Origin of the sequence: Halopseudomonas pertucinogena (genome assembly GCF_014646575.1) — a bacterium.
Classification (GTDB): domain Bacteria; phylum Pseudomonadota; class Gammaproteobacteria; order Pseudomonadales; family Pseudomonadaceae; genus Halopseudomonas; species Halopseudomonas pertucinogena.
The window spans coordinates 198,685-211,904 of sequence record NZ_BMNN01000003.1 but is presented as its reverse complement, the minus strand read 5'-3'; the positions used below and the strand labels follow the sequence as shown (position 1 = coordinate 211,904).

Annotated in this window: 14 protein-coding genes, 1 tRNA gene and 1 pseudogene; 11 read left to right on the top strand and 5 right to left on the bottom strand. The window is 60.8% G+C overall.

The window, feature by feature from the left end; all coding sequences use genetic code 11:
- Positions 1-49 precede the first annotated feature (49 nt).
- Positions 50-535 (top strand): FKBP-type peptidyl-prolyl cis-trans isomerase, encoded by a 486-nt coding sequence (locus tag IEW63_RS08860; RefSeq protein ID WP_188636254.1) that lies wholly within the window; start codon positions 50-52, stop codon positions 533-535.
- Positions 536-705: 170 nt separating this feature from the next.
- Positions 706-1,818, top strand: coding sequence for an NADH:flavin oxidoreductase (locus IEW63_RS08855; RefSeq protein WP_188636253.1), 1,113 nt, complete (start codon positions 706-708; stop codon positions 1,816-1,818).
- A gap of 20 nt (positions 1,819-1,838) precedes the next feature.
- Here the strand turns inward: IEW63_RS08855 and IEW63_RS08850 are convergent, their stop codons facing one another.
- Both IEW63_RS08850 and cysZ read right to left on the bottom strand, forming a co-directional pair.
- Positions 1,839-3,038, bottom strand: coding sequence for a glycosyltransferase family 4 protein (locus IEW63_RS08850; protein WP_188636252.1), 1,200 nt, complete (start codon positions 3,036-3,038; stop codon positions 1,839-1,841).
- Between the two features lie 54 nt (positions 3,039-3,092).
- On the bottom strand, positions 3,093-3,842 hold the full coding sequence (gene cysZ / locus IEW63_RS08845; protein ID WP_188636251.1) for a sulfate transporter CysZ: 750 nt from the start codon (positions 3,840-3,842) through the stop codon (positions 3,093-3,095).
- A gap of 138 nt (positions 3,843-3,980) precedes the next feature.
- On the opposite strand from cysZ, the gene trxB reads away from it, so the two are divergent.
- Positions 3,981-4,928 (top strand): thioredoxin-disulfide reductase, encoded by a 948-nt coding sequence (trxB, locus tag IEW63_RS08840; RefSeq protein ID WP_188636250.1) that lies wholly within the window; start codon positions 3,981-3,983, stop codon positions 4,926-4,928.
- Positions 4,929-5,128: 200 nt separating this feature from the next.
- Here the strand turns inward: trxB and IEW63_RS08835 are convergent.
- A tRNA-Leu gene (locus IEW63_RS08835) sits at positions 5,129-5,215 on the bottom strand.
- 123 nt (positions 5,216-5,338) lie between these two features.
- Here IEW63_RS08835 and queA point away from each other — a divergent pair.
- The 5 genes from queA to secF all read left to right on the top strand — a co-directional run bounded on the left by queA (position 5,339) and on the right by secF (position 10,804).
- Positions 5,339-6,388, top strand: a complete 1,050-nt coding sequence (queA, locus tag IEW63_RS08830) for a tRNA preQ1(34) S-adenosylmethionine ribosyltransferase-isomerase QueA (protein WP_188636249.1) — start codon at positions 5,339-5,341, stop codon at positions 6,386-6,388.
- 5 nt (positions 6,389-6,393) lie between these two features.
- Positions 6,394-7,512, top strand: a complete 1,119-nt coding sequence (gene tgt, locus IEW63_RS08825; RefSeq protein WP_188636374.1) for a tRNA guanosine(34) transglycosylase Tgt — start codon at positions 6,394-6,396, stop codon at positions 7,510-7,512.
- Positions 7,513-7,571: 59 nt separating this feature from the next.
- Positions 7,572-7,910, top strand: coding sequence for a preprotein translocase subunit YajC (yajC, locus tag IEW63_RS08820; protein ID WP_188636248.1), 339 nt, complete (start codon positions 7,572-7,574; stop codon positions 7,908-7,910).
- A gap of 91 nt (positions 7,911-8,001) precedes the next feature.
- On the top strand, positions 8,002-9,882 hold the full coding sequence (secD, locus tag IEW63_RS08815) for a protein translocase subunit SecD (protein ID WP_188636247.1): 1,881 nt from the start codon (positions 8,002-8,004) through the stop codon (positions 9,880-9,882).
- Between the two features lie 13 nt (positions 9,883-9,895).
- Positions 9,896-10,804 (top strand): protein translocase subunit SecF, encoded by a 909-nt coding sequence (gene secF / locus IEW63_RS08810; protein WP_229710434.1) that lies wholly within the window; start codon positions 9,896-9,898, stop codon positions 10,802-10,804.
- A 178-nt stretch (positions 10,805-10,982) separates the two neighbouring features.
- Here the strand turns inward: secF and IEW63_RS08805 are convergent, their stop codons facing one another.
- The gene (locus IEW63_RS08805; protein WP_188636245.1) at positions 10,983-11,162 is read right to left on the bottom strand and encodes a hypothetical protein; all 180 of its coding nucleotides are present in this window, start codon (positions 11,160-11,162) and stop codon (positions 10,983-10,985) included.
- Between the two features lie 44 nt (positions 11,163-11,206).
- On the opposite strand from IEW63_RS08805, the gene IEW63_RS08800 reads away from it, so the two are divergent.
- Positions 11,207-11,881 carry a hypothetical protein gene (locus IEW63_RS08800; protein WP_188636244.1) on the top strand — a complete coding sequence of 225 codons (675 nt, stop codon included), beginning with the start codon at positions 11,207-11,209 and terminating at the stop codon, positions 11,879-11,881.
- Positions 11,863-12,213 (top strand): hypothetical protein, encoded by a 351-nt coding sequence (locus IEW63_RS08795; protein WP_188636243.1) that lies wholly within the window; start codon positions 11,863-11,865, stop codon positions 12,211-12,213. The genes IEW63_RS08800 and IEW63_RS08795 overlap by 19 nt, the downstream gene beginning before the upstream one ends.
- A 144-nt stretch (positions 12,214-12,357) precedes the next feature.
- On the opposite strand, the pseudogene IEW63_RS08790 reads toward IEW63_RS08795, so the two are convergent.
- Positions 12,358-12,504 (bottom strand): annotated as a pseudogene (locus tag IEW63_RS08790) (inositol monophosphatase); the annotation flags it as partial.
- A 5-nt stretch (positions 12,505-12,509) separates the two neighbouring features.
- Here IEW63_RS08790 and IEW63_RS08785 point away from each other — a divergent pair.
- The gene (locus IEW63_RS08785) at positions 12,510-13,040 is read left to right on the top strand and encodes a hypothetical protein (protein ID WP_188636242.1); all 531 of its coding nucleotides are present in this window, start codon (positions 12,510-12,512) and stop codon (positions 13,038-13,040) included.
- The last annotated feature ends 180 nt before the right edge of the window (positions 13,041-13,220 follow it).

The following is a 13,220-nucleotide window of genomic DNA, read 5'->3' as shown; positions in this document are numbered from 1 at the left end:
TTTGTGCGTAAACTGACGACTTCAAAGCCCGAAAACACAGGATTTTCTTATGCAGATTGCTGCCAACAAAGCCGTATCGATTGATTACACACTGACCAACGATGCCGGTGAAGTGCTGGACTCCTCCGCTGGCGGCGAACCGCTGGTTTACCTGCACGGTGCGGGTAACATCATCCCGGGTCTGGAGCGTGAGCTTGAAGGCAAGCAGGTCGGTGACGCTCTGAAGGTGACCATCGAGCCGGAAGACGCCTATGGCGAATTCACCGCTGATCTGGTGGCCGTGCTGGGTCGCAACATGTTCGAAGGTGTCGACGAGCTGGAAGTCGGCATGCAGTTCCATGCCTCTGCTCCGGACGGCGGAATGCAGATCGTGACCATCACCGCTCTGGATGGCGATGAAGTGACCGTGGACGGCAACCACCCGCTGGCGGGTCAGCGGCTGACCTTCGACGTCAAGGTCACCGCAGTGCGTGAAGCGACCGAGGACGAAGTGGCCCATGGTCACATCCATGGTGACGGTGGTGTCCATCACTGATCCCGTTTTCATGACAGGCCGGCTCCCGTGAGGGGGCCGGCTTTTTCATTTCTGCTGCCTGATCCGTGATGACACTGATTTCTGTCTCGCCATCAATCCGGTCAATTCAACTTCCGCCTCGACATTTTGCCTATATAGTGACCCACCGAGTCATTTTGAGGAGTTGTTGAATGTCCACCCACGCCGGTCCCCTGTTCGAACCCTTTACGCTGGGCTCCCTGAATCTGCCTTCGCGCCTGGTCATGGCGCCGATGACGCGCAATTTCTCCCCCAATGGCGTGCCTACCGAGAAGGTGGTCGAGTATTACCGGCGCCGTGCCGCCGCCGGCGTCGGGCTGGTCATCAGTGAAGGCACCACGGTGGGCCATTGCGCCGCCAATGGTTATCCCCACGTGCCGCGCTTCCATGGCGAAGATGCACTGGCCGGCTGGAAGAAAGTGGTCGACGCCGTTCACGCCGCCGGTGGCAGATTTGCACCCCAGCTCTGGCACGTGGGCAACGTGCGCCGGCTGGGTACTGAGCCGGACGGCACCGTTCCCGGTTACGGTCCGATGGAAAAGCGCAAGGATGACAAGGTCATCGTCCATGGCATGACCCGGGAGGATATCCAGGACGTGGTCAATGCCTTCGCCCAGGCCGCCAGGGATGCCAAGGCAATCGGCTGCGACGCGGTGGAGCTGCACGGCGCCCACGGTTACCTGATCGACCAGTTCTTCTGGGAAGGCACCAACCAGCGCACCGACGAGTACGGCGGCAGCATGGATAACCGCGGCCGCTTCGCCGTGGAAATCATCCGCGCCGTGCGTGAGGCCGTCGGCCCGGATTACCCGATCATCTTCCGCTTCTCCCAGTGGAAACAGCAGGACTACACCGCGCGCCTGGCGCCGACGCCCGAGCTGCTGGAGCAGTTCCTTACGCCGCTGTCCGAGGCCGGGGTGGATATCTTCCATTGCTCGCAGCGCCGCTACTGGGAGCCGGAGTTTGAAGGGTCAGACCTCAACCTGGCTGGCTGGACCCGCAAGATCACCGGCAAGCCCTGCATTACAGTGGGCAGCGTCGGGCTGGACAGCGAGTTTCTGGAGTACATGGTCAAGACCGACAAGGTAGCCGGTACCGCAGCCAACATCGACGATCTGCTCCAGCGTCTGCAGGATCGAGAGTTCGATCTCGTGGCCGTGGGCCGTGCGCTCATCGTCGACCCTGAGTGGCCGGCCAAGCTCCGTGAAGGGCGCTTCGATGAAGTCCTGCCGTTCAGCCGTGAGGCGTTGAAAGATCTGGTCTGAGCCGGTTCATGCCGTCCCGGTTATTTACCCGGGACGGCATCCGGTGCTGAGATTGGCGCGGCGCAGTGGCGCTGCAGATATCCTTCGAAGCGTCGTCCCACCGCGGCCCAGTCCAGCTGACACGCACGATGTCGTGCATGCATGCGCACCCCGCGCATGCCTTCCCGGTCATTCAACAGCCAGCCCAGGTTCGCCCTGAACTGTGCCTCGTTACCGGGTACGGCCAGACAACCGCTGTAACGGTCGCGAATATGCTGATGGGCTGCGGCCGTGTCATAGGCGACCACCGCCAGGCCAGAGGCCATTGCCTCGGTAACCACATTGCCGAAGGTCTCGGTGAGGCTCGGGAACAGGAATATGTCGGCGCTGGCGTAGGCTGTGGCCAGCTCGGCGCCGGCAAGTGAGCCGGTGAACAGCGCGTCCGGCATCGCCTGCTGCAACTGCTCCTGTTGCGGCCCGTCGCCAACCACCACCATGCGCAGGCGCGTCCCCGGCGGGCAGTGCGTGCGTGCATGCTGCCAGCTGCTCTGCAGCAGCTGCAGATTCTTTTCCGCCGCCAGACGGCCCACATGCAGAAGCACCAGATCGTTCTCGCCCACACCCCATTGCCGGCGCAGCCGGCTGTCCCGATGGGACGGATGGAAAAGTTCGCAATCCACACCCCGGCCGAGCAGCGCCGGGTTGACGATGCCCATACGCACCAGCTCGTGTTGCTGCGTGCTGCTGGCGCTCAGGGTCACCAGGGTCTGGTTGTGGAACCAGCGCAGATAGGCCGAGACCGGGCGCTGGAGCAGGCCCAGGCGGTAGTGCTGGCTGTATTGCTGGAAGTTGGTATGAAAGCCGCTGATCACCGGAATCCGCAGGCGGCGGGCAGCGCGCAGAGCGGACCAGCCGAGCGGGCCTTCGGTAGCCAGATAGATGCTGTCGGGCCGCTGCTGGCGCCAGTGGTTCAGCAGTCGACGGTAGGCCGGCAGGCCGAACTGCAGCTGGCCGTATCCCGGGATGGGCAGCCCCTTGACCAGCAGTTGCTGCATGCTGCGGTCGACCCGCATGCCGGTTGATTCGCCGGGCTGCGCCGGGCGCACCAGCTGCAATGCGTTGCCGCCGGCAAGCAGACCATCACACAGCCGGCCAAGGGTATTGGCGACACCATTGATCTGGGGTCGCCAGGTTTCGGTGACAATGGCGTAGCATCGGGCATTGCGGGTGACTGTCTTCATGATGAACACTATCGCCCGTTATGGTGATCACCCGATGACGTTCAGGTGACGATTTCATGGCATGCTGCGCGGCCCGGGACCCTCGCGTACCCACAGCAGGGTGGAGCCGGCCACGGCGGCGGGCATCACCAGCAGGTTCACCAGCGGAATCAGCAGACCGACATACACCGGTGCGCCAAAACCCAGGGACAGGGCCCGACGGGTCTGCATCCAGCGCAGCATGTCGGGAAAGCCGACCTGGTCGTTGTCCGCCTGGTAATCGATGTACTGCACCGCCATCATCCACACGCCGAACAGCAGAAGCAGCGGCGAAGCCAGCAGGTTGACCACTGGAATCAAGGTGAGCAGCAGCAGGCCTGTGAGTCGGGGCAGGTAATAGACGATCTTGCGCAGCTCTCGGCCGAGACTGCGCGGTACCATCATCAGAATCTCATGCCAGCCGGTGGCAGGACTCACCAGGCCGCGCTCCTGCTCCGCTATCTTCTCCGCCAGGAAGCCATAGAAGGGAGAAGCGATCAGGTTGGCGACGATACTGAAGCCGAAGAACAGCACCAGCAGCACCACGAGGGCGAACAGCGGCCACAGGAGCCATTCCACGAAGCCGGCCCACTCCGGCAGATGCGGCATCAGCCGATCCATCCAATAGTTGAACTGGCGTATTCCCCAGCTGACCAGCGCGGCAAACAGCAGCAGGTTCACCGCCAGTGGTATGACCACAAAGCGCCTCAGACCGGGCTGGCGAATGCGCTGCCAGCCCTCGCGCAGGTAGCCGGAGCCCCTGAGCAGAGCAATTTCCTGGACCATCGAAATCCTTCGCAGTTGATGAATAGGGGTAGACTATGCACCTGATATAGTGACAGCAGTATTCATTGCCTGCCCAGTGCTCTACCATGCATGCAGCAAAAATTTCAGTGCCGCTGAGGCGGTTATCCGGAGGAATCAATGTCTGAAGCACGCCACTCCCGTCTTGTCATCCTGGGCTCGGGCCCGGCTGGTTACAGTGCCGCTGTCTACGCTGCGCGGGCTAACCTCAAGCCACTGCTGATTACCGGGATGCAGATGGGCGGCCAGCTTACCACCACGACCGAAGTCGATAACTGGCCCGGGGACGTGGAGGGCCTGCAGGGGCCTGACCTGATGGAGCGCATGCGCAAGCATGCCGAGCGCTTCGAGACTGAAATCGTGTTCGATCACATCAACAAGGTTGACCTGCAGCAGCGTCCCTTTGTTCTTACCGGCGACCAGGGACAATACACCTGTGATGCGCTGATCATCGCCACCGGCGCCTCGGCCCGCTACCTCGGTCTGCCCTCGGAAGAGGCGTTCATGGGCAAGGGCGTCTCCGCCTGCGCAACCTGCGACGGCTTCTTCTACCGCAACCAGGACGTCGCCGTCGTGGGCGGCGGCAACACGGCGGTGGAAGAGGCGCTGTATCTGTCCAACATCGCGAAGAAGGTCACCCTGGTGCACCGCCGCGATACCTTCCGCGCCGAAAAGATTCTGGTCGACAAGCTGATGGCCAAGGTCGCCGAAGGCAAGATCGAGTTGAAACTCAACGCCACCCTGGACGAAGTGCTGGGAGATGACAGCGGCGTGACCGGCATGCGACTGGCACTCAACGGCGGCGGCACCGAGGAAGTGGCCCTGGCCGGGGTCTTCATCGCCATCGGCCATACACCCAACACCGGTCTGTTCGAAGGCCAGCTGGAAATGAAGGATGGCTACCTGAAGATCCAGAGCGGCACCGAAGGCAACGCCACCGCCACCAACGTACCGGGCGTGTTTGCCGCCGGCGACGTGGCCGACCACGTCTACCGCCAGGCGATCACCTCCGCCGGCGCAGGCTGCATGGCTGCCCTGGACGCAGAGAAGTTTCTGGATCAGCAGTAACATTCACTGATAACCCCACCCTGCCCGGCACTCGCGTCACTCCTCTCCCCTCGCGGGAGAGGGGCCGGGGGAGAGGGGGGAATCAGAACCCACCACCCTCAGCATTCCCACTTACCACCCAGACACCCAGACACAAAAAAACCGGCTCAAGGCCGGTTCTGTTCTGCTTGCCAATCTCTGTTCTGCACCATTCCATCGAATGGTGCCTCGGGGGAGAATCGAACTCCCACTCTGTCACCAGAAGCGGATTTTGAATCCGCCGCGTCTACCAATTCCGCCACCGAGGCTTAACAGCAAGCCGCGCGGAGTATACGGATCGATGCTCGTATCGGTCAATGGTTTGCGTGGCTGGAAGGCCGGTTTTCCGCTACCATGAGCGCCCCTTTTTGCTAAGCCGGTGTTCCGTTTCCATGCGCGTCAGCGATTTCCAATTTGAACTGCCTGATCGGCTGATCGCCCGTCATCCTCTGGCCGAGCGCCGCGCCAGCCGGCTGCTGTGTCTGGATGGCCCCACTGGCGAGCTCGCCCATCGGCAGTTTGCCGATCTGCTCCAATACCTGCGCCCGGGCGATCTGATGGTATTCAACAATACCCGGGTCATCCCGGCCCGGCTGTTCGGCCGCAAGGAGACCGGCGGCCAGCTGGAGATCCTGGTGGAGCGGGTGCTTGGCGAGCGGCGGGTACTCGCCCACGTGCGTTCGAGCAAATCTCCGAAGCCGGGCAGCCGCATCGTGCTTGACGAGCAGTGCGGCGCCACCATGGTTGCCCGCCACGATGCGCTGTTCGAGCTGGAGTTCGACGAGCCGGCGCTGCCGCTGCTGGATCGACTGGGGCACATGCCGCTGCCTCCTTACATCGACCGGCCCGATGAGAAGGCCGACCGTGAGCGCTACCAGACGGTCTACGCCCAGAAGGCGGGCGCTGTGGCCGCGCCGACGGCCGGGCTGCATTTTGACGAAGCCTTGCTTGAAGGGATCCGCGCCATGGGCGTGGAAACCGCCGAGGTGACCCTGCATGTAGGCGCCGGCACCTTCCAGCCGGTGCGGGTGGAGCGCATCGAGGACCACCACATGCACAGCGAATGGCTGGAAGTCAGCCAGCAGGTGGTGGATGCGGTCGAGGCATGCAGGGCCAGGGGCGGGCGTGTCATCGCGGTGGGCACCACCAGCGTGCGATCGCTGGAAACCGCTGCCCGGGACGGCCGGCTCGCGCCGTTCAGCGGGGACACCGACATCTTCATCTACCCCGGTCGACCGTTTCATGTGGTGGATGCGCTGGTCACCAATTTCCATCTGCCCGAGTCCACGTTGCTGATGCTGGTATCGGCCTTCGCCGGTTACCGCCAGACCATGGCGGCCTATCGTGCGGCAGTGGACAATGAATATCGCTTTTTCAGTTACGGTGATGCCATGTTCATCACCCGCAACCCGGATGCCAGTGGGCCCGAGGACGAACAATGAGTCATATGCAGTTTGAAGTACTGGCCACGGACGGCAAGGCGCGTCGTGGCCGCCTGACCTTTCCCCGCGGCGTGGTCGAAACCCCCGCCTTCATGCCGGTGGGTACCTATGGCACGGTCAAGGGCATGCTGCCGCGGGACGTGAAGGATATCGGCGCACACATGATCCTGGGCAATACCTTCCATCTGTGGCTGCGCCCGGGCACCGAAGTGATCCGCAAGCACGGCGATCTGCACGACTTCATGCAGTGGCAGGGGCCGATCCTCACCGACTCCGGTGGTTTTCAGGTATTCAGCCTCGGCGCCATGCGCAAGATCAAGGAGGAGGGCGTGTACTTCTCCTCCCCGGTGGATGGCGCCAAGGTATTCATGGGGCCGGAGGAGTCCATGCAGGTGCAGCGCGAGCTGGGCTCGGACGTGGTCATGATCTTCGACGAGTGCACTCCGTACCCGGCGGACCTGGATACCGCGCGCCGATCCATGGAGCTGTCGCTGCGCTGGGCGCAGCGCTCGAAGAATGCCCACGAAGGCAACCCGTCCGCACTGTTCGGCATTGTCCAGGGGGGCATGCACGAGGAGCTGCGGGCCCGCTCGCTGGAGGGGTTGTGCGAAATCGGCTTTGACGGGCTGGCCATCGGCGGTCTGTCGGTGGGCGAGCCGAAGGAGGACATGATCCGCATCCTCGATTATCTGCCGCCGTTGATGCCCCCGGAGAAGCCCCGCTATCTGATGGGGGTCGGCAAACCGGAGGATCTGGTCGAAGGGGTGCGCCGGGGCGTGGATATGTTCGACTGCGTCATGCCCACGCGCAACGCCCGAAATGGGCATTTATTCACCGACACGGGCGTGGTAAAAATCCGCAATGCGGTTCATCGGCATGACGATTCGCCACTGGACCCCGGCTGCGACTGCTACACCTGTAAGCACTTCACCCGCGCTTATCTGCACCATCTGGACAAATGCGGGGAGATGCTTGGCAGCATGCTCAATACCATCCATAACCTGCGCCATTATCAGCGTGTAATGCACGGTTTGCGCGGTGCGATTCAACAGGGTACATTGAGCCACTTTGTGGATAACTTCTATGCACGTCTCGGCCAGCCGGTACCTCCGCTGGAGGCTTGAATAGCGGTCAGGAAGCCCCATTTACGTTTTCTTGCGAATATATAAAACAGGAGTTTCACATGAGTTTCTTCATCTCCAGCGCCATGGCCCAGGACGCAGGAACCGCGGCCGCTCCGGCCGGGTTCGACGCAATGAGCCTGATCTTCCTGGTCGGCTTCGTTGTCATCTTCTACCTGATGATCTGGCGCCCTCAGGCCAAGCGTGCCAAGGAACACAAGGCCCTGATCGGCGGCCTGAGCGCGGGCGACGAGGTGGTCACCAATGGCGGCATCCTCGGCAAGGTCAAGAAAGTCACTGACGAGTTCATCGTTCTGGAAGTCGGCCAGGGTCAGGAACTCAAGTTCCAGAAGGGCGCCGTGGTTGCTGCGCTGCCCAAGGGCACTCTGAAAGCCATCTGATTTCTTCCAGCATTCAACCGGGCGCCGGACAAGGGTGTCTGCAGAGGATTGCAGACGTCCGCGGGTGCTCGGCTCGTAATCGGGCCACCCTATGCTCAATCGTTACCCATTGTGGAAATACCTGCTTATTCTGGCTGTGATCGCTCTTGGCCTGGTATACGCAACCCCCAACCTCTACCCCGACGATCCGGCCATCCAGATTTCCGGCATCAGTTCCACCCAGACCATCGACCCGTCCGACCTCGATCGCATCGAGCGTGCGCTCAATGACGCGGGTATCCAGACCAAGGGTACCGAGCTGAGCGACAACGCCAGTTCCGGCCTGGTGCGGCTGGTCGAGCGGGACGCGCAGCTGCCGGCCCAGGATATCGTGCGTCGGACGCTGGGTAACCAGTTCGTGGTGGCGCAGAATCTGGCGCCGACCACCCCCGACTGGCTGCTGAATATCGGCGCCGGTCCCATGAAGCTGGGCCTGGACCTGGCCGGTGGCGTGCACTTCCTGCTGGAGGTGGACATGGACAAGGCCATCGAAGCCCGCATGAACGTCTACGACAGCGAGCTGCGTTCACTGTTTCGAACCGAGCGGGTGCGCTATCGCAGTCTGGCCAAGCAGGGTAACGTGTTGCAGTTCGGCTTTACCGAAAGCGACCAGCTGAGCGCTGCCCAGCGGCTGATCAACAGCAAGTACAATGAGTTTCACGCCACCACCACCCGGCGTGACAACATGGACGTGCTGCAGCTGGCGCTGACCGATGCCAAGCAGAGCGAGATCCGCAACTATGCGGTGAACCAGAACCTGACCACGGTGCGCAACCGGGTCAACGAGCTTGGCGTGGCCGAGCCGCTGGTGCAGCGCCAGGGTGCCAACCGCATCATCGTCGAGCTGCCTGGCGTTCAGGATACCGCTGAAGCCAAGCGCATTCTCGGCAAGACCGCCAACCTGGAATTCCGACTGGCCGCCGAGCCCAACGCACCACGTGCCACCATCGAAACTTTCGAGTTCCGCAATGGCATGGGTCGCCCGCCGGCGGACGTGGAGCGCAGCATCATTCTCACCGGTGACCAGGTGACCGATGCGCAGTCCAACTTTGACGAGAACGGTCAGCCGCAGGTCAACATCCGCCTGGATGGCCATGGCGGCGAGCTGATGAGTCGTGCCACCCGCAACAACGTCGGGCGCGGCATGGCCGTGCTGTTCATCGAGCAGCGCGAGGTGCCACGCATGGTCAGACAGGAGGTCGACGGGGTGATGCAGGAGGTATCAGTCCCGACCTTCGTTGAAGAGAAGACCATCATCAGCCTGGCCACCATACAGAGCACCCTTGGCAACCAGTTCCGCATCACCGGTCTCGGCTCTCCGGCCGAGGCGTCCGAGCTGGCCCTGCTGCTCCGTGCCGGTGGCCTGGCAGCGCCTATGCACTTTGCGGAAGAGCGTACCATTGGTCCGAGTCTGGGTGCAGAGAACATCGCCAACGGGATCGCTGCGACCCAGGTGGGTTTCGTGTTGGCTCTGTTGTTCCTGATTGTGGTGTACCGTGGTTTCGGTTTTCTTGCCGGCATTGCGCTGAGTTTCAACCTGGTTCTGCTGTTGGCGCTGATGTCGCTGCTCGGCGCTACCCTGACCCTCCCGGGCATCGCTGGTATCGTTCTGACCCTTGGTATGGCTATCGACGCTAACGTACTGATCTTTGCGCGCATCCGCGAAGAGCTCAAGAATGGGGTGTCTGCACAGCGAGCCATTCATGAGGGCTTCGACAAGGCCTTCTCGGCGATTCTGGACAGTAACCTGACCACGTTGCTGGTCGGCGGCATCCTGTTTGCCATGGCTTCCGGCCCGATCAAGGGCTTTGCTGTAACGCTGTCGCTGGGGATCGTAACCTCACTGTTCAGTGCCATTCTGGTTACCCGTGCCCTGATCAACCTGACATTGGGTGGTCGCACCGGGAAGACGCTCAGCAAGATCTGGCTGTGAGGAATAAGAGATGTTGAACAAAACCATAGACTTCATGCGCTGGCGTAAGCCGTTCTACGTCATCGCTGTGGTGTTCTGTCTGGCGTCGATTGCCAGTCTTGCGGTCAAGCAGCTCAACTTCAGTCTCGATTTCACCGGTGGGGCTCAGGTGGAGCTCAGTTACAGTGAGCCGGCTGACCTGGGAGCTATACGTCAGACTCTGCAGGGCGGTGGGTGGGGTGACGCCATTGTCCAGAACTTCGGCTCCACCTCGGACGTTATCATCCGCCTTGCCAGTGAGGATTCGGACGTCGGGAATCAGATCGCCAGGCTGATCCAGGCCGAAAACGCAGAGCAGGAGGTAACCGTCAAGCGTGTCGAGTTCATCGGTCCGCAGGTTGGCGAAGAGCTGCGTGACCAGGGCGGTATCGGCCTGCTGCTGGCGCTGGGCGGGATTCTGCTGTACGTCGCCATGCGTTTCCAGCTCAAGTTCTCCACCGCAGCGGTGGTGGCGTTGCTGCATGATGCCATCTTCACGCTCGGCATCCTGTCGTTCTTCGGCGTGCCTTTTGACCTCACTGTCCTCGCAGCGCTGCTGGCCGGTGTCGGCTATTCATTGAACGACACCATCGTGGTATTCGACCGTGTGCGGGAGAACCTGCGACTGATGCGCAATGCCGACCTGGCTGAGGTCATCAACGTATCGACCACCCAGACCCTCGCGCGGACCCTTGCAACCTCTGTCTCGACCATCCTGGTGCTGATGTCGCTGTTGCTGGTGGGAGGTGAATCGCTGCAGGGCTTTGCGATTACCCTGATTGTCGGCGTGATCATCGGCACCTACTCCTCCATCTATGTCGCCAACGGTCTGCTGATGACCCAGAATCTGACCCGCGAGGATCTGATTCCGAAGCAGTTGGAAGAGGTGGATGACCGTCCCTGAGGCAGGTTGACCTGCTGGAAGAAACCCGGCGGCCGCAAGGCGCCGGGTTTTTTGTTGGCGGTATTGTCTTGGGGTCCGCAAAAAAGACGGCCGACCGCAGTTGATCTGCCGTAATGCCGACTGGCTCACATCGTCCGGCCAGCCGATAGGGAATAATGCGGGGTGCCGTGGTCTGCAGTCACGGCAAGCCCGCTTCCCAGTCTGCAAGGCAAAGGACATTGCACCCGCCAATCAAGCGCACTTCACCCTCGATATCCCCGGCATCCAGCACGACTTCAGGGTACTGGCCTTCCGCGCCCGCGAGGCGATCAGTCAGTGCTACCGCATCGAACTGCAGCTGGTCAGTGATCTGGACCATCAAAGAAGCGGTATCCGAGGAAAAACTGCGACCAGGAGTACGGCGTGACGAAAAAAATAGGTGAGGCACAAAAAGAATTGATGTGGAAACAGGAGCATCTCGCGCCATTGCCTATCCCTACCGGCCAGCCAGCCTCGGACGTGTTAGGCATGATCTGGCGCAAGAGTGATGAATTTCTCGATATTGGTAGTCTCTCGCTATCAGCAGGCTGGGTGACGTTGCATATGATGTCAGTGCTATTTGGAGGGGCGACAGCTTATATGCTGTTTTTGGGGTGGAAGTATGACGTTTATTTTGGTTTTTTTCTTTCGTTGGTAGTTAGCGGCGGTTTGATGGCCTTCCTCTGGCGCGGTTATATCAAAGCCTACCGGCGTCCATTGATGCCGCCCCTTCGATTTCACCGACAGCGCCGCGAAGTACGTATTGTTACCCCAGAAGGTGAAGAGTGGACCGTACCTTGGGAGCGAGTCCACGCCATAGCGCCCAGCGCCACCATGATCGGTCAGTTCGGGGCGGCTAAGATGGGTGGGTTGTTGTTGTGGTTTCCATATGCCCACCAGATCGACGAACCTTTCCATATGAAAAAGGAGGGCTGGGCGATCATGGTGAGCCGGGACCGGGCATTGCTGCCATGCGTCAGTGGGAGTGCATTCGCAGTTTTATGGAAGTGGGACCAGAGGCAGTGCCGGAGCCGATCGACGTGGGTAGCCGGGAATTAAAGGACATCTTCGTTGAAGAATTTCGTAAGGCGCGAGCGCGCCATGGACTTTTATTGACGCTCTTGTGGGATGTGGGTCTCGGACAAATCCTGTTTAATCCCATGGGGTATCACTGGCTGCACAAGAAAAAATTTGCGGTTATTCCTGATCTGACCAGCCCAGAAGCCGTCGCATGGTCACAGCCTTTACCTCCAGAGCAATGGGCTAAACGCTCGCCCGAGCTGGAAGAGGCCATTGCCGAGCGGGAGCGAGACCTGGAAGCTGCCGAAGCCAGGTCGAAGCTGAAAGCTGAGGTGGTCGCGAAGCAGCCTGAGCCCAGGGGATGGACCTGAGCAGCAGGTATCTCGACCACATACACGCAGGCTGTCTCTTCGTACGGCTAACGTGTTTATCGGCGTATTTATGAGACAGGGTTACGCAGAGGGAGACTGGCTCGCCATTATCCCCCGACGCCCTGAGGGGCGTCAGAGCATCAATCAGCGCTTCATCGCCGGTGTCAGGTGCGGCTGGATGGAGGTCAGCACGGCCTTGAAGCACTTGGGGTTGCCGGCGACCACGTGACCTTTTTCCAGATAGTTGTTGTCGCCAGTGAAGTCGCTGATCAGTCCGCCGGCTTCCTGGATGGGGCTTGGGAGGTTCGGATGGACATGATTGGGGCCGTGCTGTCAGCCGACTCGCAGCGGCCTTTGCGGAGTTGAGCGGTGAGCACCTCAAAGGGGCACCTGCACCAGTAACTATCCAGCACTTCCCTCAACCCCTGCTTGCCATGATGGTTGTGCTCAAGGTGTCCGGTGACTTTACCCTGAAATCCACACACGCGGGCTACCGACTTAGCGGCTCCATCGGCGCAGCTGTCTGGGATTGGAGCAGCCAGGCCGGCCAGCGCCTGAGACTTGGGCTGGTCAAGCAGCTCGAGCCTGTAAATGCGTTGAATGCCTACGGTGGCGCGTTGTCGCTGATAGCGTTGCTATTGCACGGAATAAACCTTGTGGCGCTGAGAGAGTGGGATCAATATCGCGAACATGATGCGGTGAGGTGGGCAGAGCATTGGAATGCCATGGCGAGTACCGCTGAGGCATTGGTACAGAATGCGGCTCTTCATAAAGGGTCAGTTGAAGTACATATTCGAGCGTTGAGACTGCCGTTGGTAACTTTATAGGGAGTGACGACGGGCCTGTTTGCAACTCTGGCAGGGTTATTTGATTTAGCAAAACTGGCGTTCGAGCAACGAAAAGAACATGATCTTTGGTCGGCTAGTGAGTGGGCGCGCTTGATGCGAGGCACGGGGCAGGCTGCCTTAGCGGGTACATATGGAGCCGTAGGCGGCTATGCAGCTTAT